Source organism: Streptomyces sp. NPDC101166, from assembly GCF_044768125.1.
In the GTDB taxonomy this organism is placed as follows: Bacteria; Actinomycetota; Actinomycetes; order Streptomycetales; family Streptomycetaceae; genus Streptomyces.
This window is the reverse complement of sequence record NZ_JBIWPF010000009.1, coordinates 185,081-210,342: the sequence shown is the minus strand read 5'-3', so window position 1 is coordinate 210,342 and position 25,262 is coordinate 185,081. Positions and strand designations below refer to the sequence as shown.

General features: G+C 72.4%; 23 protein-coding genes. 14 read left to right on the top strand and 9 right to left on the bottom strand.

The window, feature by feature from the left end; all coding sequences use genetic code 11:
- Nucleotides 1-40: 40 nt before the first annotated feature.
- From ACIRS4_RS18290 to ACIRS4_RS18280, 3 genes are read left to right on the top strand one after another with little or no spacing between them, the layout of a single operon-like run.
- Nucleotides 41-1,390, top strand: coding sequence for a sensor histidine kinase (locus ACIRS4_RS18290; protein ID WP_404196570.1), 1,350 nt, complete (start codon nucleotides 41-43; stop codon nucleotides 1,388-1,390).
- Nucleotides 1,387-2,052 (top strand): response regulator, encoded by a 666-nt coding sequence (locus ACIRS4_RS18285; protein WP_404196568.1) that lies wholly within the window; start codon nucleotides 1,387-1,389, stop codon nucleotides 2,050-2,052. Before ACIRS4_RS18290 ends, ACIRS4_RS18285 begins: the two co-directional genes overlap by 4 nt.
- Before the next feature lie 49 nt (nucleotides 2,053-2,101).
- The gene (locus ACIRS4_RS18280) at nucleotides 2,102-3,307 is read left to right on the top strand and encodes a cytochrome P450 (protein ID WP_404196566.1); all 1,206 of its coding nucleotides are present in this window, start codon (nucleotides 2,102-2,104) and stop codon (nucleotides 3,305-3,307) included.
- Between the two features lie 79 nt (nucleotides 3,308-3,386).
- Here the strand turns inward: ACIRS4_RS18280 and ACIRS4_RS18275 are convergent, their stop codons facing one another.
- Nucleotides 3,387-4,970: an ABC transporter permease gene (locus tag ACIRS4_RS18275; RefSeq protein WP_404196563.1), complete on the bottom strand. Its 1,584-nt coding sequence runs from the start codon at nucleotides 4,968-4,970 to the stop codon at nucleotides 3,387-3,389.
- Entirely contained in the window at nucleotides 4,967-5,872 is a 906-nt protein-coding gene (locus tag ACIRS4_RS18270) for an ATP-binding cassette domain-containing protein (protein ID WP_404196561.1), read from the bottom strand. Before ACIRS4_RS18270 ends, ACIRS4_RS18275 begins: the two co-directional genes overlap by 4 nt.
- 85 nt (nucleotides 5,873-5,957) lie before the next feature.
- Between ACIRS4_RS18270 and ACIRS4_RS18265 the strand changes: the two genes are divergently transcribed.
- Nucleotides 5,958-6,488, top strand: a complete 531-nt coding sequence (locus ACIRS4_RS18265) for a GbsR/MarR family transcriptional regulator (protein ID WP_404196827.1) — start codon at nucleotides 5,958-5,960, stop codon at nucleotides 6,486-6,488.
- A 66-nt stretch (nucleotides 6,489-6,554) separates the two neighbouring features.
- Here the strand turns inward: ACIRS4_RS18265 and ACIRS4_RS18260 are convergent, their stop codons facing one another.
- A complete protein-coding gene (locus ACIRS4_RS18260) occupies nucleotides 6,555-7,499 on the bottom strand; it encodes a diacylglycerol kinase (RefSeq protein ID WP_404196558.1) in 945 nt (314 codons plus the stop codon).
- A gap of 242 nt (nucleotides 7,500-7,741) precedes the next feature.
- Here ACIRS4_RS18260 and ACIRS4_RS18255 point away from each other — a divergent pair, with 242 nt between their 5' ends.
- A complete protein-coding gene (locus tag ACIRS4_RS18255) occupies nucleotides 7,742-9,025 on the top strand; it encodes an adenylosuccinate synthase (RefSeq protein WP_404196555.1) in 1,284 nt (427 codons plus the stop codon).
- A gap of 125 nt (nucleotides 9,026-9,150) precedes the next feature.
- Here ACIRS4_RS18255 and ACIRS4_RS18250 read toward each other — a convergent pair whose 3' ends face one another.
- Nucleotides 9,151-10,182, bottom strand: a complete 1,032-nt coding sequence (locus ACIRS4_RS18250; RefSeq protein WP_404196553.1) for a medium chain dehydrogenase/reductase family protein — start codon at nucleotides 10,180-10,182, stop codon at nucleotides 9,151-9,153.
- Nucleotides 10,183-10,294: 112 nt separating this feature from the next.
- Here ACIRS4_RS18250 and ACIRS4_RS18245 point away from each other — a divergent pair, with 112 nt between their 5' ends.
- Nucleotides 10,295-11,041: a TetR/AcrR family transcriptional regulator gene (locus ACIRS4_RS18245; protein WP_404196550.1), complete on the top strand. Its 747-nt coding sequence runs from the start codon at nucleotides 10,295-10,297 to the stop codon at nucleotides 11,039-11,041.
- Here the strand turns inward: ACIRS4_RS18245 and ACIRS4_RS18240 are convergent.
- The 4 genes from ACIRS4_RS18240 to ACIRS4_RS18225 form a co-directional block, all read right to left on the bottom strand.
- A complete protein-coding gene (locus tag ACIRS4_RS18240; RefSeq protein WP_404196547.1) occupies nucleotides 11,034-11,684 on the bottom strand; it encodes a hypothetical protein in 651 nt (216 codons plus the stop codon). The two genes, ACIRS4_RS18245 and ACIRS4_RS18240, sit on opposite strands and share 8 nt — an antisense overlap.
- Before the next feature lie 79 nt (nucleotides 11,685-11,763).
- The gene (locus ACIRS4_RS18235) at nucleotides 11,764-14,229 is read right to left on the bottom strand and encodes a glycosyltransferase (RefSeq protein ID WP_404196544.1); all 2,466 of its coding nucleotides are present in this window, start codon (nucleotides 14,227-14,229) and stop codon (nucleotides 11,764-11,766) included.
- On the bottom strand, nucleotides 14,226-14,927 hold the full coding sequence (locus ACIRS4_RS18230) for a GntR family transcriptional regulator (protein ID WP_404196541.1): 702 nt from the start codon (nucleotides 14,925-14,927) through the stop codon (nucleotides 14,226-14,228). Before ACIRS4_RS18230 ends, ACIRS4_RS18235 begins: the two co-directional genes overlap by 4 nt.
- A gap of 154 nt (nucleotides 14,928-15,081) precedes the next feature.
- The gene (locus tag ACIRS4_RS18225; RefSeq protein ID WP_404196538.1) at nucleotides 15,082-16,437 is read right to left on the bottom strand and encodes an aspartate aminotransferase family protein; all 1,356 of its coding nucleotides are present in this window, start codon (nucleotides 16,435-16,437) and stop codon (nucleotides 15,082-15,084) included.
- 174 nt (nucleotides 16,438-16,611) lie between these two features.
- Between ACIRS4_RS18225 and ACIRS4_RS18220 the strand changes: the two genes are divergently transcribed.
- The 3 genes from ACIRS4_RS18220 (at nucleotide 16,612) to ACIRS4_RS18210 (ending at nucleotide 19,670) form a co-directional block, all read left to right on the top strand.
- Nucleotides 16,612-17,226 (top strand): DJ-1/PfpI family protein, encoded by a 615-nt coding sequence (locus ACIRS4_RS18220; protein WP_404196536.1) that lies wholly within the window; start codon nucleotides 16,612-16,614, stop codon nucleotides 17,224-17,226.
- Nucleotides 17,223-17,726 carry a MarR family winged helix-turn-helix transcriptional regulator gene (locus tag ACIRS4_RS18215; protein WP_404196533.1) on the top strand — a complete coding sequence of 168 codons (504 nt, stop codon included), beginning with the start codon at nucleotides 17,223-17,225 and terminating at the stop codon, nucleotides 17,724-17,726. Before ACIRS4_RS18220 ends, ACIRS4_RS18215 begins: the two co-directional genes overlap by 4 nt.
- A 78-nt stretch (nucleotides 17,727-17,804) precedes the next feature.
- Complete coding sequence (locus ACIRS4_RS18210; RefSeq protein WP_404196530.1) at nucleotides 17,805-19,670, top strand: protein kinase; 1,866 nt, start codon at nucleotides 17,805-17,807, stop codon at nucleotides 19,668-19,670.
- Between the two features lie 15 nt (nucleotides 19,671-19,685).
- Here ACIRS4_RS18210 and ACIRS4_RS18205 read toward each other — a convergent pair whose 3' ends face one another.
- Nucleotides 19,686-20,438, bottom strand: coding sequence for an SLATT domain-containing protein (locus ACIRS4_RS18205; protein ID WP_404196527.1), 753 nt, complete (start codon nucleotides 20,436-20,438; stop codon nucleotides 19,686-19,688).
- Nucleotides 20,439-20,696: 258 nt separating this feature from the next.
- On the opposite strand from ACIRS4_RS18205, the gene ACIRS4_RS18200 reads away from it, so the two are divergent.
- The 5 genes from ACIRS4_RS18200 to ACIRS4_RS18180 all read left to right on the top strand — a co-directional run bounded on the left by ACIRS4_RS18200 (nucleotide 20,697) and on the right by ACIRS4_RS18180 (nucleotide 24,985).
- The gene (locus ACIRS4_RS18200; RefSeq protein ID WP_404196524.1) at nucleotides 20,697-21,041 is read left to right on the top strand and encodes a YbaB/EbfC family nucleoid-associated protein; all 345 of its coding nucleotides are present in this window, start codon (nucleotides 20,697-20,699) and stop codon (nucleotides 21,039-21,041) included.
- An 85-nt stretch (nucleotides 21,042-21,126) separates the two neighbouring features.
- Nucleotides 21,127-21,726: a recombination mediator RecR gene (gene recR / locus ACIRS4_RS18195; protein ID WP_404196521.1), complete on the top strand. Its 600-nt coding sequence runs from the start codon at nucleotides 21,127-21,129 to the stop codon at nucleotides 21,724-21,726.
- Complete coding sequence (locus ACIRS4_RS18190) at nucleotides 21,719-22,369, top strand: DUF5063 domain-containing protein (RefSeq protein WP_404196518.1); 651 nt, start codon at nucleotides 21,719-21,721, stop codon at nucleotides 22,367-22,369. The genes recR and ACIRS4_RS18190 overlap by 8 nt, the downstream gene beginning before the upstream one ends.
- Nucleotides 22,370-22,625: 256 nt before the next feature.
- Nucleotides 22,626-23,918 carry an aspartate kinase gene (locus tag ACIRS4_RS18185; protein ID WP_404196516.1) on the top strand — a complete coding sequence of 431 codons (1,293 nt, stop codon included), beginning with the start codon at nucleotides 22,626-22,628 and terminating at the stop codon, nucleotides 23,916-23,918.
- Nucleotides 23,918-24,985 (top strand): aspartate-semialdehyde dehydrogenase, encoded by a 1,068-nt coding sequence (locus tag ACIRS4_RS18180; protein ID WP_404196513.1) that lies wholly within the window; start codon nucleotides 23,918-23,920, stop codon nucleotides 24,983-24,985. The genes ACIRS4_RS18185 and ACIRS4_RS18180 overlap by 1 nt, the downstream gene beginning before the upstream one ends.
- The last annotated feature ends 277 nt before the right edge of the window (nucleotides 24,986-25,262 follow it).

Sequence of the window (25,262 nt, the reverse complement as noted above, 5' to 3'; positions counted from 1 at the left end):
GGTGACGACCGGGGCCCCCGCTCCGCCTACCGTTTTGAACGTGACCCAGACGACGCAGACGCACTCGACGCCCCCGGACCGCCGGCCCGGCGGCCACCAGCCGCGCAGTCCGGAGTTCAGGGCGGCCGCGGACGCCCTGCGCGGACTGCGTCAGGATCTCTTCCAGGACGCCTTCGCCTACCGTCCGCTGCCTCCCAAGGAGCCCGACGGGTTCCTCATCCGCCGGCTGACCGGCCGCAAGCGGGAGCACGCCACCTGGCGGTGGCACGCGGTTGTCATGGCCCTCGGCGCACTCGCGGCACTGATCGCCTTTGCGGACGAGAGGTCCAGCGGGTGGGGCCTGGTGTGCGCCGCGTTCGTCCTGGCTCCGGTGCTGCTGACGCTGGTCCGCCCGGCCGGAGCGTTCTGGCTGTCGCTCCTGTCGAGCTCGCTCGTCGCCGCCATCGGCACGGTGTACGGCATGTGGCCGTGGCTGCCGGGCAGCTTCATCTCCCACCTGACGGTGATGGTCGTGGTGGCCGTGCGCACCCGGCCGCGCACGGCGGCGTGGATGTGGCTGGTGACGGCGGCCTACGGCTTCGTGGCCGAGACGGTGTTCAGCGATCACTACCACACCAGCGTCGAGCCCATGCTGGTCTTCTCCGCGTTCGCCCTGCTCGCCGTCTCCGTCTGGCACATACGCCGGCAGGCCGAGCGGGAGGTGACCGCGCAGCAGACGGTGACCGAGCACGAGCGGTCCCGGCGCACTCTCCTGGAGGAGCGCACCACCATCGCCCGCGAACTGCACGACGTGGTCGCGCACCACATGTCGGTGGTCGCCATCCAGGCGGAGGCCGCGCCCTACCGTGTGGAGAACCCGCCGCCCGAGCTGGAGAAGGCCTTCGCCACCATCCGGGAGAACGCGGTGGCGGCCCTGACGGAGCTGCGCCGGGTGCTGGGCGTCGTCCGCGCCGAGGACTACGAGGCGCCCGACGCCCCGCAGCCCACGCTGGCCGACCTGGACGGGCTGCTCTCCAATGTGCGGGAGGCGGGCCTGGGCGTCGACGAGACGGTCACCGGGGCGATACGTGAACTCCCGCCGGGCGTCGAGCTGTCGGCGTACCGCATCGTCCAGGAGGCGTTGAGCAACACCCTGCGCCACGCGCCGGGCGCGGAAGCCAAGGTGGAGGTCTCCTACGTCCTCGGCGGTCTGGGCCTTCGCATAGTCAACGGCCCGCCGCCGCAGCCGTCCCTGGTGAAGCCCTCGCCCGGCGCGGGGCACGGCATCACGGGGATGCGGGAGCGGGTGTCCATGCTGGGCGGTGAGATGACGGCGGAGGCGACAGCGGCCGGCGGTTACGAGGTGGCGGTGTTCCTGCCGGTGCAGGCGACGGGTGAGAGTGACGCATGACCATACGGGTACTGATCGCGGACGACCAGATGATGGTCCGGGAGGGCTTCTCCGTCCTGCTCAACGCGATGCCGGACATCGAGGTGGTGGGCGAGGCGGTCAACGGCCGGCAGGCGGTGGAACGGGTGCGTGAACTGGCCCCGGACGTCGTCCTGATGGACATCCGCATGCCGGAGCTGAACGGCATAGAGGCGACGCGGGAGATCGTGGCCGCCGACAGCACGGCGAAGGTGCTGGTCCTGACCACCTTCGACCTCGACGAGTACGTGTACCAGGCCCTGCGGGCGGGAGCCTCCGGCTTCCTCCTCAAGGACGCCTCGGCCCGTCAACTCGCCGACGGGGTGAGGGTGGTGGCGGCGGGGGAGGCGCTGCTCGCGCCGTCCGTCACCCGGCGTCTGATCACCGAGTTCTCGAAGCTGTCCGGGGCGCCCAGGATGCCGCGCACGGCCCAGGCGTCCTACGGCGACCTGACCGAACGCGAGACGGAGGTGCTGGTCCTGATAGCCCAGGGGCTGTCGAACGCGGAGATAGCGGAGCGGCTGGTGGTGGCGGAGTCCACGATCAAGACGCATGTGAGCCGGATCCTGGTGAAGCTGGGCCTGCGGGACCGCACACAGGCGGCGGTGTTCGCCTACGAGGCCCGGCTGGTGACGCCCGGCTGAGCGCTCATGCCCCTGGTCAGAGCCCGGCGCCCCGGGTTAGCGTCCCGGCATGGCTGACTTCGATCCGTGGGACCCGGCGTTTCTGGCCGACCCGTACCCCGCTTACGCCGAGCTTCGGGCCAAGGGGCGTGTGCAGTACTTCGAGGCCACGAACCAGTGGCTCGTGCCGCATCACGCCGATGTGTCCGCGCTGCTGCGGGACCGGCGGCTGGGGCGGACGTATCAGCACCGGTTCACGCACGAGGATTTCGGGCGGACGGCGCCACCGGCCGAGCACGAGCCGTTCCACACGCTGAACGATCACGGGATGCTCGATCTGGAGCCGCCGGACCACACGCGGATCAGGCGTCTGGTCTCGAAGGCGTTCACGCCGCGGACCGTGGAGCGGCTGAAGCCGTATGTGCGCAAGCTGGCCGGTGAGTTGGTGGACGCGCTCGTCGAGAAGGGCGGCGGTGACCTGCTCACCGATATCGCCGAGCCGCTGCCGGTCGCCGTCATCGCGGAGATGCTGGGCATCCCGGAGGCCGACCGGGCCCCGCTCCGCCCCTGGTCGGCGGACATTTGCGGGATGTACGAGCTGAACCCGTCACAGGACACGGCGGCGAGGGCGGTCCGGGCGTCGGTCGAGTTCTCCGCCTACCTGCGGGAGCTGATCGCCGCTCGCCGGGAGCAGCCCGGCGACGACCTGATCTCCGGGCTGATCGCGGCGCACGACGAGGGGGACCGGCTCACCGAGCAAGAGATGATCTCCACCGCCGTCCTGCTGCTGAACGCCGGTCACGAGGCGACCGTGAACGCCACGGCCAACGGCTGGTGGGCGCTGTTCAGCAACCCGGGCCAGCTGGCCGCCCTGCGCGCGGACCACTCCCTGGCGCCGTCCGCCGTGGAGGAGTTGATGCGGTACGACACCCCGCTGCAGCTCTTCGAGCGCTGGGTGCTGGACGAGATCGAGATCGACGGCACTGTCCTGCCGAGGGGAGCGGAGATCGCGATGCTGTTCGGCTCCGCCAACCACGACCCGGAGGTGTTCGCCGTCCCCGAGAAGCTGGACCTCACCCGCAAGGACAACCCGCACATCTCCTTCAGCGCCGGCATCCACTACTGCATCGGCGCGCCCCTGGCCCGCCTCGAACTGGTGGCCTCGATGACAGCCCTGCTGGAGAAGGCCCCGACCCTGCGGCCGACAGCCCCTCCGGTCCGCAAACCGAACTTCGTGATCCGTGGGCTGGAGGGACTGAGCGTGGAGGTGGGCTGACCACCTCGCCGCCCACCCCGTTCGGGCGGACGAGGAACGGCCCCACGCGCCGCCCGCCCGCCGTGTCCGCCCCCGTCCCTCACGTCGTCACGTCCCGTCGCCGGAGTGCCGCCAGACCTGCCGCCGTCAGGGCCGTCGCGATGAGCGTCAGGGCCAGCGTCGGGGGCCAGTGCATCGGGGTGCCCGGCAGCTTGGGGAGGTGGGGGAAGGGAGAGAGGTCCAGGACGAGGCGGGGGGCGTCCAGGGCGGGGCCGATCCAGCCGAGCAGCAGGGTCGCGGCCGCCACGCCCCACGCGACGGGCGCCAGGCGGGGAGCGAGACCGTACAGGAGGACCGCGAGGCCGCCGATCACCCAGATCGCCGGCACCTGGACCAGACAGGCGCCGAGAAGCGGCCCCGCCCGCCGTCCGTGGCCCACGGCGAAGCCCAGGCCGGCGAGAAGCATGATCAGTGTGGAGCCGGCGAAGGCGATCGCCAGATGACCGGCGGCCCACCGCAGACGTCCCACCGCGCTCGCCAGCACCGGTTCGGCCCGCCCCGACGTCTCCTCACCGTGCAGCCGCAGCACCGACGCGACCACGAAGAGCGTGGCGATCAGGCCCAGCATGCCGATCATGGAGCTGAGGAACGCGTCGGTCACGCCGGACCGGCCGCCCATCCGCTCCAGGATCTCGCGGGCCCGCGCGTTGTCGCCGACCAGCTCGGCCGCGCCGTCCGCCAGTGAGCCGTAGACGACCCCGGCGAGGAAGAATCCGGTGCTCCAGCCGAGGACGGCGCCCCGTTGCAGCCGCCAGGCCAGAGCCCCGGTCGTGCCGAGCCGTCCTACGGGCGGCCCCGGCCGGGTGGGCAGGAAGCTCATCCCGACGTCCCTGCGGCCCGCGAGGCCGTAGGCGATCGCGCCCTGCGCGCCCACCGCCGCCGCGAACAGCGCCGGCACCCACCACCGTTCGTCCGTGAACGCCCGCAGGTTCTCCAGCCAGCCCAGCGGCGACAACCAGGTCAGCGGCGACGAACCGTCGGCCGTGGCCGAGTCGCCCGCCGCGCGCAGCACGAACGCCGCGCCCAGCACCGCCGAGGTCAGGCCCCGGGCGAGCCGCGCGCTCTCGGTGAGCTGCGCGGCGATCGCCGCCATGGTGGCGAACAGCATTCCGACTGCGGCGAGACCCAGTCCGAAGGCCACCGCCCCGGCGGCCCCGTGGCCCGCCAGTCCCGCTGTGACCAGCACCGCCAGCGCCGCGTTGGCGACGCCTGCCGCCAGCAGCGCCGACGTCAGCGGGGCCCGGCGGCCCACCGTCCCCGAGGCGATCAGCTCCAGGCGTCCGCTCTCCTCCTCGTCCCGGGTGTGCCGGACGACGATCAGGAGACTCGTCACCGCCGCGAGCAATCCCGCGTAGACGCCGACGCGCCAAGCGGTCAGGGCGCCGAGGGAGTCGTCGAAGACGGGACCGACGAGGGCGCGCAGGGAGGAGTTGGCCGACACCTGCCCCAGCAGGTCGGCACGTTCTGCGCTGGTGCCGTAAAGGCTCTTGAGGGTCTTCGGCATGGTGAGGACCATCAGGGCGTTCACCCCGACCCAGACCGGGATCAGCACCCGGTCCCGACGGAGCGCGAGCCGCAACAGTGTTCCGGTCCCGGTGAGTTGCGCCGCGCTCGACGTCGTCATCGGGGGGCCGTCCCGTCCAGGTCGCTCTGGTAGTGCCGCAGGAACAGTTCCTCCAGCGTCGGCGGAGTCGACGTCAGCGACCGGACGCCGGAGGCGCTCAACGACCGCAGCACGGCGTCGAGTCGGTCCGTGTCGACCTGGAGCCGGACCCGGCGCCCCCGTACGTCCAGGTCGTGGACGCCGGGCAGGTGCGCCAGCCCGTCGGGCGGGCCGGCGAGTTCGGCGGTGACGCTGGTCCGCGTCAGATGGCGCAGGTCGGCGAGCGATCCGCTCTCCACCGTCCGTCCCTTGCGGATGATGCTCACCCGGTCGCAGAGTTCCTCGACCTCGCTCAGGATGTGCGACGACAGCAGGACCGTGCGCCCCCGGTCCCGTTCCTCCCGCACACACCGTTGAAAGACCTCCTCCATCAGGGGGTCGAGGCCCGAGGTCGGCTCGTCGAGAATCAGCAGGTCCACGTCCGAGGCGAAGGCGGCGACCAGCGCGACCTTCTGCCGGTTGCCCTTGGAATAGGCGCGGCCCTTTTTGGTCGGGTCGAGTTCGAAGCGCTCGGTCAGTTCGCCGCGCCGCCTCGCGTCCAGGCCGCCGCGCAGCCGCCCCAGCAGATCGATGACCTCGCCGCCGGACAGGCTCCGCCAGAGCGTCACGTCTCCGGGGACGTAGGCGATGCGGCGGTGTGCCTCCACCGCGTCCGCCCACGGGTCGAGGCCGAGGACCCGGGCAGTGCCGGAGTCGGCGCGCAGCAGGCCGAGAAGGACCCGGATGGCGGTGGACTTGCCCGCGCCGTTGGGCCCGAGGAACCCGTGCACCTCGCCCGCCTCCACCTGAAGGTCGAGGTCGTCCAGGGCGCGGGTGCGGCCGAAGGACTTGTGCAGGCCGGACACCGTGATGGCCTTGGTCATACTTCAGAACGTACGCTTCTTTCAGAATTTTGTGAAGATGAAGAAGCGTATGAACGCCGACTAGGATGGCCCCATGGAAGGGCGCATGCCGGAAACGGGGACGAGCGGGACGGCGAAGGGCGAGACGGCGCAGGGCGGCGGCGGGCGGAACGCCGAGGCGGTGTCGAAGTTCGTCGAGTCCTTCGCGGCACAGCTCGTCGAGGCCGGGATGCAGCGCATGTCCGCCCGTGTCTTCGCCGCGCTGCTCTCCAGCGACGAGGGCGCCATGACCTCCGCCGAACTGGGGGAGCAGCTGCGGATCAGCCCGGCCGCGGTCTCGGGCGCGGTGCGCTACCTCGCCCAGCAGCACCTGGTCTCCCGCGAGCGCGAGCCCGGCTCACGCCGCGAGCGCTACCGGGTGCACAGCGACCAGTGGTACGAGGCCGTCACCAGCCGTGAGGCCGTCCTCAAGCGCTGGGAGGCGTCCCTGCGGGAAGGCGTCACCAGCCTCGGTCCCGGCACCCCCGCCGGCCGCCGCATGGCCGAGACCCTCGCCTTCTTCGAGTTCCTCGACGGCGAACTGGTGGCACTGATGCAACGCTGGCGAGCCCACCGCGACCGGACCTTCGGCCCCTGACCTCCCCCGGCCTCCTGACCCTCCCCCTGAGTCCCCTTTTCCCGGCCCCCCGTCGGGTTCCCGCTCTCACCGTCCCGCGGGCAGGACCAGTCCCAGCGCGCCTTCCCGTACCACCCAGGTGCGTCTGCGGACCGGGCCCGCCACCGTCGCGTCCGTGCCGTAGCGGAAGTCCGCGCCGGTGACGGTGACCGTGCGGCCGCGGGCCTCCAGGGGGGACGCCTCCGCGCCGACCGACAGCGGCCGTACCCGCACCATCGCCGTGCCGGCGGTGTCCGCGGTCACCGAGACCGCCTCCACCGGCTGGTCCAGGTCGACCAGGGTCACGCCGTCGACCTCGACCCGCAGTCGTGCCGGCCCCGGCGGGGGAGGGGGCGACCCGGGGCGGGAAGGCAGAGCGGGGACCAGGGTGCGGACGAAGGACTGGCAGGTCCGCAGCCAGGGCCAGGGCCGGACACCCTCACCGCCCCCGCCTCCGCCGGCCCCGGTCCCGCCCTCATCGCCGATCTCAAGGTCGTACAGGCCCCCTGGGGCGTCAATTCCGCCCCGCATCCCGCCCCGCCCGTCCTTGCCCGGCACGGGCGGTATCCGCAGCGCGCCCAGCACCACCCCGTCGCTGTCGTCCACCAGCAGGTCCAGCCGCCGTTCCGCCCCGTCCAGGGCCGCCCGCGCCGCCGCCACCGCGCCCGTGGGCACCCCCAGGGCGTGCGCCACGCCCAGCATGCCGCCCACCGGCACCATCGACAGCACGCACTCCGCCAGCTCCCGCCGCCGGTGCAGCAACGACACCGCGCGCACCAGCGCCCGGTCGTCCCCGACGACCACCGGCCGCCGCGAACCGCGTCTGGCCAGCACCCGCGCGAATTCCTCCGGCCCCTCCGGCAGACACACCTTCGTGCTCGCCGCACCCGCGCTGAGCACGTCTTTCGCGATCCGTACGGACTCCCCGTCCGTCCTCCGGGCGACCGGATCGATGATCACCAGCAGCTGGTCCGGCGTCGCGATAGTCGCCACCTCGGTCCTGCCTCGCTTCCTCGGGTAGCATCTTTGTGCAAGAGCCCCTTGCGCTATTGCGCCAGGGGCTTCGTCTATTCCGGGGCATCCGGGTCCGACGGTGTGCGGCCGACGACGGTCGCGCGGCGGCCAGTGACGGTCGCGGGACCACGGCCGACGAGGGTCGTGGTGCACGCGGTCGCACGCGCCTCCGCGTACGCCCCTGACCCAGGACATGCCCCACCCGGAAGGGGTGTACGCGCGTGCCCGCACTTGTGCTGCTCGGTGCTCAGTGGGGTGACGAAGGCAAGGGGAAGGCGACCGACCTGCTCGGTGGCTCGGTGGACTACGTAGTGCGCTATCAGGGCGGCAACAACGCCGGCCACACGGTCGTCGTGGGCGACCAGAAGTACGCACTCCACCTTCTCCCTTCCGGAATCCTGTCCCCCGGCTGTACGCCGGTCATCGGAAACGGCGTCGTCGTCGACCCGTCGGTCCTGCTCTCCGAGCTGAGCGGTCTGAACGAGCGCGGCGTCGACACGTCGAAGCTGCTGATCAGCGGCAACGCGCACATCATCACCCCGTACAACGTCACTGTCGACAAGGTGACGGAACGCTTCCTCGGAAAGCGCAAGATCGGCACAACCGGCCGCGGCATCGGCCCCACCTACGCCGACAAGATCAACCGCGTGGGCATCCGGGTGCAGGACCTGTACGACGAGTCGATCCTCACCCAGAAGGTGGAGGCGGCGCTCGACGTCAAGAACCAGCTGCTGACGAAGCTGTACAACCGCCGCGCGATCGCCGTCGACCAGGTCGTCGAGGAGCTGCTCGGTTACGCGGAGAAGCTCCGGCCGTTCGTCGCCGACACCGTCCTGGTCCTGAACCAGGCGCTGGAGGAGGACAAGGTCGTCCTGTTCGAGGGCGGTCAGGGCACGCTCCTCGACATCGACCACGGGACGTACCCCTTCGTCACCTCCAGCAACCCCACCGCCGGCGGCGCCTGCACCGGCGCCGGCGTCGGCCCGACGAAGATCAGCCGCGTCATCGGCATCCTGAAGGCGTACACGACCCGCGTCGGCGCCGGCCCGTTCCCGACGGAGCTGTTCGACGAGGACGGCGAGGCGCTGCGCCGCATCGGCGGCGAGCGGGGTGTCACCACCGGCCGTGACCGCCGCTGCGGCTGGTTCGACGCGGTCATCGCCCGCTACGCGACCCGCGTCAACGGCCTGACCGACTTCTTCCTCACCAAGCTCGACGTCCTCACCGGCTGGGAGCAGATCCCGGTCTGCGTGGCGTACGAGATCGACGGCAAGCGCGTCGAGGAGCTCCCGTACTCGCAGACGGACTTCCACCACGCGAAGCCGGTCTACGAGACCCTCCCTGGCTGGTCCGAGGACATCACCAAGGCGAAGTCGTTCTCCGACCTGCCGAAGAACGCGCAGAACTACGTCAAGGCGCTGGAGGAGATGTCCGGCGCCCCGATCTCCGCGATCGGCGTCGGCCCCGGCCGGGACGAGACGATCGAGATCAACTCCTTCATCTGATCGTCCACTCTCCGCAGACGCGTGTGCCCCTGACCGGCGACCCCGGCCAGGGGCACACGCGTGTCAGGGGCAGACGTCCCGGCCACGAGCCGCCGCGGTTCGTCCGAGCGGGGCCAGGACAGGCCCTAAGGGGTGAGGACGACCTTTCCGGCGACCGTGCCCGACTCGGCCAGTCGCAGGGCCTCGGCCACCCGGGCGAGGGGGAGGCGGGCGGCGATCCGCGGGGTGATCTCCCCGCGCTGGAGCGCCGCGAAGACCTCGGTGAGGTCGGCGCGCAGCCGGGCCCGGAACCGGTTCCCGGACAGGGCCCGGCCGGCCCAGACGTTGAAGAAGTACGCGCGGCGGCGGCCCGGCAGCGCGTTCCACAACCACACCCGGCCGAGCAGCTTGAGCACCGGCGTCTGCTTCGAGCCCTCCGCGTCCCGGGTGGAGGCGCTGCCGTAGGACACGAGCGTGCCGCCGGGGGCCAGCAGCCGCCAGGAGTCGACGATGCCGGGTCCGCCGACGTGGTCGAACACGGCGTCCGCCCCGCCGGGGGCGAGGGCGCGGATCCGCGCGGCCATGTCCTCGGCGCGGTAGTCGACGGGGGTGACGCCCTGCTCGCGCAGTGCGTCGTGATGGCGTGCGGACGCGGTGCCGATCACTCTCGCGCCGACGGCCAGGGCCAGTTGGACCAGGACCGAGCCGACGCCGCCGTTGGCGCCGTGCACGACGACGGTCTGCCCGGCGCGGACCCGCGCCTTGCGGTGCAGCATCTGCCAGGCGGTGACGCCGTTGACGACCAGGGTCTCCGCCTCCGCCGCGCCGACGCCCTCGGGCACGGGCACCGCGTCCGCCGCGTCGACGACCACATGGCTGGCCCAGCCGCCGACCTTGACCAGCGCGGCCACCCGGGCGCCGGCGAGGCGGGGGTCGACGCCCTCGCCGGTCGCGGCGACGACGCCGACGAGGTCGTAGCCGGGGACGAACGGGAACGGCGGCTGGTCGTAGTACCGCCCGCGGCGCATCTGCTGCTCGGCGAAGGAGACACCGGTCGCCTCCATCCGGATCACGACCTGCCCGCGCCCGGGGGCGGGGACGGCCCCGTGCCGGACCTGGAGCCCCTCGGGCTCGACCTTGCCCGGCAGGACGACCTCGACGAGTCCTTCGGCGTTCATGACGGCCTCCACGGCGCTGGTTGCTCGGCCAGTTTGCTGGCATCGCGTTCGTTATAAGTTCTAACGCATCGCGAAAGGGAGTGTCAATAACGTCGGTGATAACCTCTAACGCATGGTGGACACGGAGAACGCGAAGAGCCCGCGCGAGCGCTACCGGGCCCAGGTGCGCGCGGAGGTCAAGGAACGGGCGTGGGAGCAGATCGCCGCCGCGGGGGCGTCAGCGCTCTCCCTCAACGCGATCGCCAAGAAGATGGGGATGAGCGGCCCCGCGCTGTACCGCTACTTCGGCAGCCGCGACGAGCTGATCACCGAGCTGATCCGGGACGCGTACCGCAGCCTCGCCGACACCTTCCAGGCGGCGGCCGCCGTCGCGGCTGCGGAGTCCGCCGAAGCTGCCGGCGCCGCCGGGACCGCGGCGGGCGCGGTGGCCGCCGAACCCGCTCCGCCACGCAAACCCGGGGAGCCCGGTGAGCCCGCCCTGGCGACGCTCGCGCACGCCCTGCGCGGCTGGGCCCTCGCCGACCCCCAGCGCTACTTCCTCGTCTACGGCACGCCCGTCCCGGGCTATCACGCGCCCGACGACATCACCGTGATCGCGTCCGAGATCATGGCCGTCCTGCTCGACGCGTGCGCCGCGCTGCCGTCGTCCGGGCCGGCGACGCCGTTCGACGAGCATCTCGCCGACCACCGCGACTGGGCGGCCGGCCACCCCGCCCCGCCCGCCGCCCTCCATCGTGCGACGGCCTTCTGGACCCGTCTGCACGGCGTGCTGTCCCTGGAGCTGGCGGGCCACTTCACCGGGATGGGCCTCGACCCCGCGCTGCTCTTCGCCGCGGAGCTGGAGGACCTGCTCAGCTGAAGACGATCATCGAGCCCTGTGCGAGGCTCCGCGTCGCCGCCGCGTGCAGCCCGAGCCACACGTGCCGTTCACGGGCGAAGGGGCTCGGGTCGTACGGCGCCGGCACGGCGGGCTCCTCCAGCTCGGTCGGAGCCGAGGGCGGCTGCGGCGCGGCCGGCGGGTTGGCGGCGTCGATGCCGATCGACGGGGCCACCTTCTCCAGCTCCCGCAGCAGGGACTGGGCGGACCCCAGCGGGCCGCCTCCGGCCAGGAGTTCGTCGTTGGACAGCGGCTGCGGGAAGTCGACGGGGACGTACGCGCCCGCGTGGTCGTAGTGCCAGACGAGGTGGGACTGCTGGGCCGTGGCCTCGAACATCTCCAGCAGCTGTTCGTAGTCGCCGCCGAGCGCGTCGACAGGGGTCACGGGCAGGCCGCACACCTGGAGCAGATAGGCGCGGCGCAGGAAGTGCAGTGCGTCGTAGTCGAAGCCGGCCACCGGGGCGACGTCTCCGGACAGACCCGGCATGTACTGGTAGACGGGCACGGGCGGGAGTCCCGCCTCGGCCAGCACCTTGTTGTACTGCGCGAGTTCCTCAGCGAACGGGTTGTCAGGGGTGTGGCACAACACGTCGACGAGCGGTACCAGCCACAGGTCACAGGCCAAAGAGGGCTCCTCACCTAACGGGTTCGTCGTCGGTCTCGTCTACTGCCCGGTCTGCGAAGGGTAGTCGGTACGGTCTGCGTCAGCTCCCTCCGTGCAGGTCCCATACCCACACGCCGTCCACCCACTGCGCGGGCCGGCCCACCAGCTTGTCCACCGTGGCCCGCAGCACTGCGTCGCGCGGCTGCGGGACGAGCACCAGCGCGCCCGCCTTCCAGTGGGCGAGGTCCTGCCGGGCCTCGGCGCGGGCTCGGTCGTCGATCACCTGGGCGACGCCGGTGTCCCGCACGTCCTTCAGCAGGCTCGCCGTGAAGTTCAGCGGGACGCCGTAGACGCCGCTGCGGTCGCCGTCGCCGTAGGGGCCGTTGAAGTAGCCGCCCGGCATGCGGAAGCCGAGGCCGGCCTCGGTCTGCCAGTGCAGGGCCTCGGCGGCCTGCGGATCGGGCAGCGGCACCGGTACCAGGGTCTCGCCGGGGCTGACGTACGGCTTCCAGCCGCCCTCGGTGAAGAAGGCGGGTGTCGCGGCGCGCGGTTCGGACTTCAGCGGGGCCGGGACGAGGGGCAGCAGGGCGAGGCAGACGGCCAGCAGGCCGACGTACTGCGTGCCCAGGGAGCGGGCCGTGGCCAGCCGGCCGACGGCGAGGGCGAGGAGCATGCCGAGGGCGGGCGCGCAGATCAGCGCGACCCGGCTGACGATGACCGATTCGAGGAGCGGGAGGCCGGCGAGCGGGGCCCAGGGGCCGGGGATCTCCGCGCCGCTGAACGGGACGTGGATGCGCGGGCCCAGGGAGAGGACCGCGGCGACGGCCGCCGTGCACGCCAGCGCGCGGGCCGCCGGCCGCCGCCACAGCGCTACCGTGACGGCGAGGGCGAACAGGAGCAGGGGCCAGCCGTAGAAGGCGTTCTGTTCGGTGGGGTTGAGGGAGAGCGCGGCGGCGCGGTCGGCGTCCCCGGCGATCAGGGAGCGTTCGGCGAAGGTGAACAGGGCCCGCACGGAGTTGGCGGCGGCGGGCCCGTGCTCGATGTGCGTGTAGCTCTGCGGTCCGGAGAACTGCCACGCCAGCGGGTAGACGACGAGCGTGAGGCAGACGGCGGCGGCGACCGCGAGGCCGCCGAGCAGCGGACGCGCGACCAGGCGGGCCACGTCGGGGCGCACCGCGGCGTAGGCGAGGGCGAAGACCAGCATGCCGAGGGCGGCCAGCAGCAGCGCCTCCTCGCCGAGGAACAGCTGGTAGGCCGCCATCAGGCCGAGGACGACGGCGTCCCGGGTGCGCCGGGCGCCCGTCTCGCACAGCCGCAGTGCCCGGTCGATGATCAGCGGGATCATGAACAGGACGACGAAGTTGGGGTGCGCGTTGGCGTGGCTGACCATCGGCGGGGCGAAGGCGGCCAGGGTGGCCCCGGCGAACGCGGCCCCGCGCTGGCGGACGAGCCGGCGCACGATGAGCCAGTACCAGGCGCCGGCGGTGGCGGCCAGGCCCAGGGTCATCACCAGGTTGAGGGTGACGGCCGGGCCGAGCAGCAGCGTGAGCGGGGTGAGCGGGACCGACAGGCCGGGCATCGCGGTGTTGGCCATCAGGTTCACGCCGTCGGGGGCGCCCTGCAGATCGCTGAAGAACGGGTTGCGCAGACGGGCGACGTTGTCGGCGGTCACCGCGAAGAACCATTCCCACTGGTTCTGGTCCTGGAGCGAGTCGGTGAGGTACCGGCGGGCGGGGTCGAAGAAGCGCCCGGAGTACAGCGCGACGGCCATGGTCAGGAAGAGGGCGGCGGCGAACATGTCGGCGAGCCCCGGCAGCCGGACGCGGATGCGGACGAGGTCGCGCAGCACCCGCGGGTAGTCCAGCGGGCGGACCTTGGAGCCGTGCTGGTGCGACCAGTGCACGGGGACCTCGGCCACCGGCCAGCCGGAGAGCTGGAAGTGCCGGAGCACCTCCACGTCGATGGCCCAGCCGTCCATCCGGGATGCGGCGAACGCGGCGCGCGCCTTGTCGCCGTCGAACAGCTTGAACCCGCACTGGGTGTCGCGTATGCCGCGCAGGGTGGTCGCGCGGATGAGCAGGTTCCCGGCGGCGCCGAGGAGTTCGCGGAAACGGTGCTGGCGGTCGCCGAGCGTCGCGCCCGGCACGGCACGGGAGCCGACGGCGGCCGCGTGCCCCTGGGCGAGCGCCCGGTCCAGGCGCTCCAGTTCCTCGACGGGCGCGGCGAGGTCGGCGTCGGTGACCAGGACGCGGCGGCCCCGGCTCGCGGCGACGCCGAGGCGCAGCGCGGCGCCCTTGCCGCGGTTGCGGGGGCTGGTGACGAGCCGCAGACGCGGGTCGCGGCGCAGGGTGACGATCTCGCGGGTGGCGTCGGTGGAGCCGTCGTCGGCGATGACGATCTCCCAGGCGCCCCGGCGGTGGGCGGTCGCCCGGAGGTAGCGGGTGACGGCGTCGAGGGTGGGGCCCAGCCGGCGTTCCTCGTTGTAGGCGGGGATGACGACGGAGAGGTCCACGACCGCCCGCGAGGAGTACGTCTCCCTCGTGCCGCCCGGGGCCGTTCCTCTCATTCGGCGGCCAGCCGCTCGATCAGGGCGACCGAGTGGGCGTTGTAGGCGTCCAGGAGAGCGCGGGCGGCGGTGGTGTCGCGGTGATACAGGGCGTCGACCAGTTCCTTGTGCCCGGCCCACAGGTGGCCGCGCAGTTCGCTGAGCCGCCGCAGATGCTGCACCAGGCACACCCAGGACTGCACCCGCAGCCGGTGCAGGAAGTCGGCGAGATAGGGGTTGCCGAACAGCGAGCTCAGCTCGCGCCAGAAGCGCAGGTCGTAGCCGATGAGGACGGTGAGGTCGCCGGCGGCGGCGGCGCGCTGGGCCTCCTCGCCACGACGGCGCACGCCCGCGACGGCGGCGGCTATGCGCGGGTCCTCGGGGTTCTTGAAGCCCTGGCGGCCCTCGTCCAGGGCGAGGAACATGCCCTCGATGATCAGGCTGCGCGCCTCGATCATGCCGCGGAAGTCCTCGACGGAGTACTCGTGGACACGGAAGCCGCGGTGCTGGTCGGCCTCCAGCAGGCCCTGCGCCGACAGGTCCACGAGGGCCTCGCGGACCGGGGTGGCGGAGACGCCGTACTGCTCGGCTATCTCCTTCACCGTGAACTCCTGGCCCGGCTGGAGCCGGCCCGCCAGCACCTCGTCGCGAAGCGCGTCGGCGATCTGCTGCCGCAGGGTGCTGCGGGTCACGGCGCCGGTGCCGCTGCTGCCGGGCATGGTCGGGGCGTCTCCCTCGTCACGGTGCGATGGCGTGCTCGTACGCCTCGCTCGTACTCCAATACGAGCACGCCACCTTACGCGTTCGACGCATTCGGGATCCGGTGCGCGGACGGTCTCCGCCACCCGCCGCCCGGCCCGGGGAGCGGTGTCCCTACACCGTGTGTTCGTCGGCCGCCGACAGCGCCGTGTCCAGCGCCGCCAGGCCCTCCTTCAGCTCGGCCTCGCTCGCGTTGCACGGCGGCACGAAGTGGGTGCGGTTCATGTTCACGAACGGCCACACACCGGCCTTCTTCGCGGCGGAGGCGAAGGCGAGCATCGGCGCGTTGGCCTCGCCGGAGGCGTTGTAGGGGACCAGCGGCTCGCGGGTCGCGCGGTCGCGCACCAGCTCGATCGCCCAGAACATGCCGGCGCCGCGCACCTCGCCGACGCTGGGGTGGCGCTCGGCGAGCTGCCGAAGGCCGGGCTCCACGACGCTCGCGCCCAGGCGCCTGGCGTTGTCGACGACGCCCTCCTCGGCCATCACCTCGATCGTGGCGACGGCGGCGGCGCAGGCCAGCGGGTGCCCGGAGTAGGTCAGGCCGCCGGGGTAGGGCCGCTTGCCGAAGGTCTCCGCGATGGCGCCGGAGATGGCCACACCGCCGAGCGGGACATAGCCGGAGTTCACGCCCTTGGCGAAGGTCATCAGGTCGGGCGTGACGTCGAACAGGTCGGCGGCGAACCACTCGCCGGTGCGTCCGAACCCGGCCATCACCTCGTCGAGGACGAAGACGATGCCGTGCCGGTCGCAGAGTTCACGCACTCCGGCGAGGTAGCCGGGCGGCGGCACCATGATGCCGGCGGTGCCCGGGATCGTCTCCAGGACGATCGCGGCGATCGTGCCGGGCCCCTCGAAGGCGATCGTCGTCTCCAGGTGCTCCAGCGCCCGGGCGCACTCCTGCTCCTCGGTCTCGGCGTAGAAGCGGGAGCGGTACAGGTACGGCGCCCAGAAGTGCACGACGCCGGCGGAGGCGCTGTCGGAGGCCCAGCGGCGGGGGTCGCCGGTGATGTTGACGGCCTGTTGGGTGCCGCCGTGGTACGAGCGGTACGCCGAGAGCACCTTGGCGCGGCCGGTGTGCAGCCGGGCCATGCGGACGGCGTGCTCGACGGCGTCCGCGCCGCCGTTGGTGAAGAAGATCTTGTCGAGGTCGCCGGGGGTGCGCTCGGCGATCAGCCGGGCCGCCTCGGAGCGGGCCTCGATGGCGAAGGCGGGCGCGAAGGTGGTGAGCTTCGCGGCCTGCTCCTGTATCGCGGCGACGACCTTCGGGTGCTGGTAGCCGATGTTGGTGTAGACGAGCCCGCTGCTGAGGTCGAGGTAGCGGTTGCCGTCGTAGTCCCAGAAGTACGACCCCTGGGCGCCGGCCACGGCGAGCGGGTCGATGAGCTCCTGGGCGGACCAGGAGTGGAAGACGTGCGCGCGGTCCGCGGCCTTCACGGCGGCGCCGGCCTGGGGGTGGGGCTGAGGGGTCATGCGGGTGAGCGTAAATGTCCGGGATGCGGAATCGGTATCGGCGTCCTGTCTGCGGAGTGAGGGTTTCCGCGACAGGTTGTCGGGCGTCGGGACGGCCGGAACCATGCTTGACAGCATCCTGACGAATGGGCAGGATGCTGTCATGACCTCGTTATACCGCCCCGAGGAGGAATCATGAGCGCCCCCACCCGCAAGCCCGTGCACCTCGCCGTCTACGACACCCTCGCCGACTGGGAGACGGGGCACGCCACGGCGTACCTCGCCCGCGCGGGCCACCCGGTGCGCACGGTCGGCCCGTCCACGGACCCGGTGACCAGCGTCGGCGGCCTGCGGATCCAGCCCGACCTGGCCCTGGCCGACCTCCGCCCCGAGGACAGCGCGCTCCTGATCCTCCCGGGCGCCGACCTGTGGGACACCTCGCAGGACCTCGCGCCCTTCGCCCGCGCCGCCCGCGCCTTCCTGGACGCCGGCACGCCCGTCGCCGCGATCTGCGGCGCCACCGCCGGCCTCGCCCGCGAGGGCCTGCTCGACGACCGGGCCCACACCAGCGCCGTCTCCTTCTATCTCGCCGCCACCGGGTACGGCGGCGGCGAGCGCTACATCGACGCCGACGCGGTCACCGACCGGTCTCTGATCACCGCCGGGCCCACCGAACCCGTCGCCTTCGCCCGTGAGGTGCTCGGTCTCCTCGGCGTGTACGAGGGGGAGGTGCTGGACGCCTGGTACCGGCTCTTCCACGACTCCGACGCGCAGGCGTACGCCGTACTGGAGAAGGCGGCCGCGCGGTGACGGGCGGACGACAGGACCTGCTCAGCCGGAGCGCGCTCGGCGTCTTCCGGCTGAACGGCCGGTTCCTCGCCGTGGCCGAGGAGCTGGCCCGGCCGTCCGGGCTCACCGCCGCCTGGTGGCAGGTGCTCGGAGCGGTGCTCGGCGAACCGCTGCCGGTGTCGGGAATCGCCCGCGCGATGGGCATCACCAGGCAGAGCGTGCAGCGGGTGGCCGACCTGCTGGTCGACCGCGGGCTCGCCGAGTACCGGCCGAACCCCGCCCACCGGCGCGCCAAGCTGCTCGCGCCCACGGCTCAGGGGCGGGCCGCCGTGGCCCGCATCGACCCCCAGCACGCGGCCTTCGCCGACCGGCTGGCGGAGGCGTTCGGGGAGGCGGAGCTCGCCGAGGCCGTACGCGTCCTGGAACGGCTGTCCACGGTGCTGGAAGCGCTGGAACCGCAGGCGCCGGGCGCGCTGGAGACCGGGGTCACGCCGGAGCCGCCGCCCGTTATGGAACCGTAGGCCCCGCCCCGCGCGACTCCCCGAATGGCCGGATTATCCTCGGCTTGATCACATCTGTGGGGGAGAGGCGGGGCGGCCATGGAGAAGCTGGGCGCGGGAGATCCACAGCGCATCGGCGGCTACCGGCTGCTCGCGCGGCTGGGCGCCGGCGGCATGGGCCAGGTCTACCTGGCCCGCTCCGACCGCGGACGGACCGTCGCCGTGAAGCTGGTCCGGCCGGAGCTGGCGGCGCGCGAGGAGTTCCGGGCGCGGTTCCGCCAGGAGGTGCGCAACGCCCAGCGGGTCGGCGGGTTCTGGACGGCGCCCGTCCTCGACGCCGACACCGAGGCCGCCGTGCCCTGGGTCGCCACCGGGTACGTCGCCGGGCCGAGCCTCCAGCAGGTCGTCGGCCGTGACCACGGCCCGCTGCCCGAGCGGTCGGTGCGCATCCTCGCCGCCGGCCTCGCGCACGCGCTCGCCAACATCCACGCGGCCGGGATCGTCCACCGCGACCTCAAGCCGTCCAACGTGATGGTCACCATCGAGGGGCCGCGCGTCATCGACTTCGGCGTGGCGCGGGCGCTGGAGACGATCGCCGGGGACGACGGCCTCACCCGCACCGGCGCGGTCGTCGGCTCGCCCGGCTTCATGTCCCCGGAGCAGGTGCGCGGCGAGCGGATCACCCCGGCGTGCGACGTGTTCTGCCTCGGCTCCGTCCTCGTCTACGCGGCCACCGGCGCGCTGCCCTTCGGCGCCGCGGACAACGGGGCGCACGCGCTGATGTTCCGCATCGCCGAGGAGGAACCCGACCTCACCGGCCTGCCCGAGGGCATCGCCGATCTGGTCCGCGGCTGTCTGCGCAAGGACCCGGACGCCCGTCCTTCGCTGGAGTGGATCCTCCGGCGCACCCGCGCCGACGAGACCGTCGCCGAGGGCCGCTCCCGCGACCCGTGGCTGCCGGGCGCCCTGGTGGCACAGCTGGGCCGCCACGCGGTCCGCCTGCTGGAGACGGAGAACCCCGAGACGCCCCCGGACCACACCGGCCCCCGCGGTGAGACCCGCCCCCCGGAGCACACCCCCACCGTGCCCGCCCCGGGCTCCGCCGGTTCCGGGGCGTCCGGTGAGCCGGGCTGGGGCGCGGAACCGGGCTGGGGCCGCCCGGTGCCGGGGAGCGGGCCGGCCGGTGGCCGCGGCACTGCTCCCGGCGCTCGGACCGTCGGGCAGGCCCACCCCGCCTACGGTCACCCGCAAGAGCACCCCCACCCCGCGCCCGACTACGGCTACCCGTCGCAGCCGGCGTCGTACAACCCGTACTCCGACGGTCCCGGCGCCACCGCCGTCGCCCCCCACGACCGCTACGACGGCGGCGAAGCCGACGACCCCTCGGAGCCGCCCCGCCGCAGTCGCCGCGCCGGCGCGCTGCTCGTCGCCGTCGCCGCGGTGGTCGCGCTCGCCGCCGGGGGCTCGGTGTACGCGCTGATGACGGGCGACGACGGGGCGACGTCCGACGCGCGACCCGGCGCGTCCCCCTCCCCGGCCGCCGCGGGCGCGGCGGCGCCCAAGGAGACCGCGGAGCCGACGGCGACGCCCTCCGCGTCCGCCTCGCCCACCGCGGGGGACGGCGCGGTTCCCGAGGCCCTCCTCGGGGCCTGGTCCGCCACCATCGACAACGCGGCCGGCGTCAACGCCCGCCGTCTCACGCTCACTCAGGGGCAGGTGGGCGACGACGTCCTCAAGCTGGTCGCCGACGGCGACGGCTACCACTGCGAGTTCACCGCGGAACTCACTCGAAAGCCCGTGGGGAACGGCCCGTTGGCCATAGGCCCCTCCACGGTCACCACGGGAAAGCCGCTCTCCTCCTGCACCCCCGGCGCCGCCACCGAGGTCGCCCTGCTCCCCGACGGCCGGCTGCAACGCCTCAACCGGAGCACCGGCGAGAAGCTGACGTACACCCGCGTCGACTGAGAGACGCCGGCTGCCTCAGCGCGGCTCGGGCGGTCGCTGCCGGGGCATGTTCGGCCGGGCGGCCGCCCCCGGCGGCAGCGCGGAACGACCGTGCGCGCCCTGCGCCTCTGCGCGCGCACCGCCGGAAGCCGCCCCCTGGATCCCCATGGGCGCCACCCCCGTCCGGAACTCCACCATCCACTCCGCCGTCTCCACCCGCACCAGCTCCGTGACGTCCTCGGAGAACCGCCGCAGCACCGTCAGACACCGCTCGGCGGCCTCACCGGCGGTCCCCTCGGCGGGCCCCAGCACCTCGCGCACGCTCTCCGACGCCCAGTCGAACTGGAGTGCCTGGAGCCGCCGCTGTACGGCCTGCGCGGTCGCCACGTCCCGCATCCACCCCGAGGTGACCCCGAAGAACCGGTCCACTCCGGCGCAGGTCGCCGCCAGCAGCAGCGCCAGGTATCCCCAGGGGGCGGCCCCGCCCAGCGCACCGGTGAGATCCAGCAGCGGCAGCGCCGCCCCGGCCGCCGCGCCCGCCGCGGCCCCGCTCCGCAGCACCCGCGCGCTCCGCCGCTTCCAGACCCGGTCGGCGAGGTACCAGGACGCCGTCTCCAGCGCGCCCCGCTCCACCCACCGGTACAGCTCGTCGAGCCGCTCGGCGGGTTCGCCCCAGTTCCCGAGCGGGAAGGCCCGCCCGGTCAGATCGCCCGGCCGCAGCCCGGCCGCCCCGTCGCCCCGTCCGTCCTGGGGCGGGCCCTCGGGCTGCCTCTCTGGCTGCTGACCCACCCGGCACTCCCTACTGATCCCTGCTGATCCCGTGATCCAGGCCCCCTTTCCTACCCTCCGGCCGGTGCCGAAGAGGAAGGTTTCGTCACTTTTCCGCCCGGAAGTAGGCCTTGATCAGGTAGAGGCCACACCCGTGAGTCACTCGAAAGAGTGCTGGGGCGACACCCGCACAGACCACGTAGGCTCGTGCCGAGCGGGAATTCCCGCCCGAGGACAGCGGGAGACCCCCGTGACAGCCGTACGACACAGGAGCTGATCGTGATTCCCGGTGGTGGCCAGCCCAACATGCAGCAGCTGCTCCAGCAGGCCCAGAAGATGCAGCAGGACCTGGCCCAGGCCCAGGAGGAGCTGGCGGCCACGGAGGTCGACGGCCAGTCGGGCGGCGGCCTGGTGCACGCCACCGTCACCGGCGCCGGCGAACTGCGCGCGCTGAAGATCGACCCGAAGGCGGTGGACCCGGAGGACACCGAGACGCTCGCCGACCTGATCGTCGCCGCCGTCCACGCGGCCAACGAGAACGCGCAGAACCTCCAGCAGCAGAAGCTGGGCCCGCTGGCCCAGGGTCTGGGCGGCGGCAGCGGCATTCCCGGCCTGCCCTTCTGACCGTCATGGCCGCACCTCCTTCCTAGGAAGGGCGGCGGCCAACTACCGTACGTACCGCAGGGAATCCAGGAAGGACGGCAGTCCGTTGTACGAAGGCGTGGTCCAGGACCTCATCGACGAGCTGGGGCGGTTGCCCGGCGTCGGTCCCAAGAGCGCCCAGCGGATCGCCTTCCACATCCTCCAGGCGGAGCCCACGGACGTACGGCGTCTCGCGCAGGCCCTGATGGAGGTCAAGGCCAAGGTCCGCTTCTGCGCCGTCTGTGGGAACGTCGCGCAGGAGGAGCAGTGCGGCATCTGCCGTGACCCGCGCCGCGACCCCGCCGTCATCTGCGTGGTGGAGGAGCCGAAGGACGTGGTCGCCATCGAGCGCACCCGGGAGTTCCGGGGCCGCTACCACGTCCTCGGCGGCGCGATCAGCCCCATCGAGGGCGTCGGCCCGGACGACCTGCGCATCCGGGAGCTGCTGACCCGCCTCGCGGACGGCACGGTGACCGAGCTGATCCTCGCCACCGACCCGAATCTCGAAGGCGAGGCGACGGCCACGTACCTCGCCCGGATGATCAAGCCCATGGGCCTGAAGGTCACCCGCCTGGCCAGCGGCCTCCCGGTGGGCGGCGACCTGGAATACGCGGACGAGGTGACCCTCGGCCGCGCCTTCGAGGGGAGACGACTCCTAGATGTCTGACGCCACGCTGCACGCGACCGGCCAGAACCCGGACGACTTCGCGGTCCAGATCGCCGACCAGGTCGAGAGCTTCCTGGTCGCGGTCACCGAGGTCGCCAAGGGCGACGAGCCGGCCTCGGCCGTCCCCTTCCTCCTGCTGGAGGTCTCCCAGCTGCTGCTGGCCGGCGGCCGCCTCGGCGCCCACGAGGACATCGTCCCCGACGAGCGCTACGAGCCCGATCCCGGCCCGGAGCCGGACGTCGACGAGCTGCGCGAGAACCTCGCCCGTCTCCTGGACCCGGTGGACGTCTACTCCGAGGTCTTCGACCCCTACGAGCCCCGCAAGGCCCCGGTGCCGGCCCGGATCTCCGACGACCTCACCGACGTGATCACCGACCTGCGCCACGGCATGGCGCACTACCGCGCCGGCCGCACCACGGAGGCGCTGTGGTGGTGGCAGTTCTCCTACTTCTCCAACTGGGGTTCCACGGCGTCGGCGACCCTGCGCGCCCTGCACTCGGTCCTCGCCCACGTCCGTCTGGACCAGCCGCTGGAGGAGCTGGACGGCCTGGACACCGACCAGGACATGGGCGACGACGCCCTTGAGGTCGAGGCGGGCCGGGTCATGGCGGAGGAGATCGGCGACCGTCTCGGGCTGCGCTGAGCAGTCCGCCGGCGACGCCCTCAACCTGCGCTGAGTAGCCCGCCGACGGCGCTCCAAACTGCTTGAAACTTAATTCACAGCTATCACTTCGTCTTCAGTGGGCAGGGGAGGTCCTGACGGGCGACCGGCCCCCGGCATCGCGGTGTGTCTCACCATGCGATACCAGGGGGGCCGCATACGGACGCTCGTTAAACTGAGCCGACCCGCAGTACGAGGGTGTATGTGCGGAAAGAGACAAACTGAGCGAGGAGCGCACGTGGGCCTTGTCGTGCAGAAGTACGGAGGCTCCTCCGTAGCCGATGCCGAGGGCATCAAGCGCGTCGCCAAGCGGATCGTGGAAGCCAAGAAGAACGGCCACCAGGTGGTCGCCGTGGTTTCCGCGATGGGCGACACGACGGACGAGCTGATCGATCTCGCCGAGCAGGTATCCCCGATCCCTGCCGGGCGCGAGCTCGACATGCTGCTGACCGCCGGGGAGCGGATCTCGATGGCCCTGCTGGCCATGGCGATCAAGAACCTGGGCCACAGCGCCCAGTCGTTCACCGGCAGCCAGGCAGGTGTCATCACCGACTCGGTCCACAACAAAGCCCGGATCATCGACGTGACCCCGGGCCGGATCCGTGACTCGCTCGACGAGGGCAACATCGCCATCGTCGCCGGGTTCCAGGGTGTCAGCCAGGACAGCAAGGACATCACCACCCTCGGGCGCGGTGGCTCCGACACCACCGCCGTGGCCCTCGCGGCCGCCCTCGACGCCGAGGTGTGCGAGATCTACACCGACGTCGACGGCGTGTTCACCGCCGACCCGCGCGTGGTCAAGAAGGCCAGGAAGATCGACTGGATCGCCTTCGAGGACATGCTCGAACTGGCGGCGTCCGGCTCCAAGGTGCTGCTCCACCGCTGTGTGGAGTACGCCCGCCGGTACAACATCCCGATCCACGTCCGCTCGTCCTTCAGCGGACTCCCGGGCACGTGGGTCAGCAGCGAGCCGGTCGACCGGAAGACACAGCAGCAAGGGGAAAAGCAGGTGGAGCAGGCCATCATCTCCGGCGTCGCGCACGACACCTCCGAGGCCAAGGTCACGGTCGTCGGCGTCCCGGACAAGCCGGGCGAGGCCGCGGCGATCTTCCGCGCGATCTCCGACGCCGAGATCAACATCGACATGATCGTGCAGAACGTGTCGGCCGCCTCCACGGGTCTGACCGACATCTCCTTCACCCTCCCCAAGGCCGAGGGCCGCAAGGCCATCGACGCCCTGGAGAAGAGCAAGGCCGGCATCGGCTTCGACTCGCTGCGCTACGACGACCAGATCGGCAAGATCTCCCTGGTCGGCGCCGGCATGAAGACCAACCCGGGCGTCACGGCCGACTTCTTCAAGGCGCTGTCCGACGCGGGCGTCAACATCGAGCTCATCTCGACCTCCGAGATCCGCATCTCGGTCGTCACCCGCGCCGACGACGTGTCGGAGGCCGTGCGCGCCGTGCACAGCGCCTTCGGTCTGGACTCCGACAGCGACGAGGCCGTCGTCTACGGGGGCACCGGACGCTGATGACGGTCCTTCGCGCGACCGCGCGCCCGACGCTGGCGGTCGTGGGAGCGACCGGCGCCGTGGGCACGGTCATGCTGCAGATCCTGTCCCAGCGCGCCGACGTCTGGGGCGAGATCCGTCTGATCGCCTCGCCGCGCTCGGCCGGCCGCAAGCTGGCCGTGCGCGGGGAGCTGGTCGAGGTGACGGCGCTCACCGAGGAGGCCTTCGACGGCGTCGACGTCGCGATGTTCGACGTGCCGGACGAGGTCGCCGAGCGGTGGGCGCCGGTCGCCGCCGCCAAGGGCGCGGTCGTGGTCGACAACTCCGGCGCCTTCCGGATGGACCCGGAGGTGCCCCTGGTCGTTCCCGAGGTCAACCCGCACGCGGTGCGGGCCCGGCCGCGCGGGATCGTGTCCAACCCCAACTGCACGACCCTGTCGATGATCGTCGCGCTGGGCGCGCTGCACGCCGAGTTCGGGCTGCGCGAGCTGGTGGTGTCGTCGTACCAGGCGGTCAGCGGGGCGGGCCGGGCCGGCGTGGAGGCGCTGCGGCAGCAGCTGTCCCTGGTGGCCGGCACGGAACTGGGCACCAGCCCCGGTGACGTACGGCGGGCCGTGGGCGATCTGACCGGGCCGTTCCCGGAGCCGGTCGCCCTGAACGTGGTGCCGTGGGCCGGATCGCTGCGCGAGGACGGCTGGTCCTCGGAGGAGATGAAGGTACGGGACGAGTCCCGCAAGATCCTCGGCCTGCCGAAGCTGCCCGTCGCGGTGACCTGTGTGCGGGTGCCGGTGGTCACCGTGCACTCCCTCACCGTGCACGCCCGCTTCCAGGACGAGGTCACCGTCGACCACGCGCGCGAGATCCTCGACACCGCGCCCGGCGTGGTGCTGTGCGACAACCCGGCCGCCGGGGAGTTCCCCACTCCGGCCGACGTGGTGGGCACCGACCCGACCTGGGTGGGCCGGGTGCGAAGGGCGCTGGACGATCCCACGGCCCTGGAGCTCTTCGTGTGCGGGGACAACCTGCGCAAGGGGGCCGCCCTCAACACGGCGCAGATCGCGGAGCTGGTGGCGGCGGAATTGTCCTGAGACACCGGCGCGGCCGGAAAAGCCCTGGCCAGAGCTTGGCGGATCGATAGGATTTTCAGGTGCGGATGTGATCCGGTCGACGGTCGGGATCGCTTGTATCGGGCACCTTCGCCGCTGAGGATGGAAAACGACGATTTCCCTCCCCGTCCCCCGCAACCGAGCGGGGGGCGGGGAGCGTCTTTGCGATCACCCTTCCGGGTGCGTGGCTGTGACCCCTCAGGGGTGTGTTGGTGTGTGTGGTCCCGGCGTGGGGACGCCGTGATCAGGGCGTGGGGAC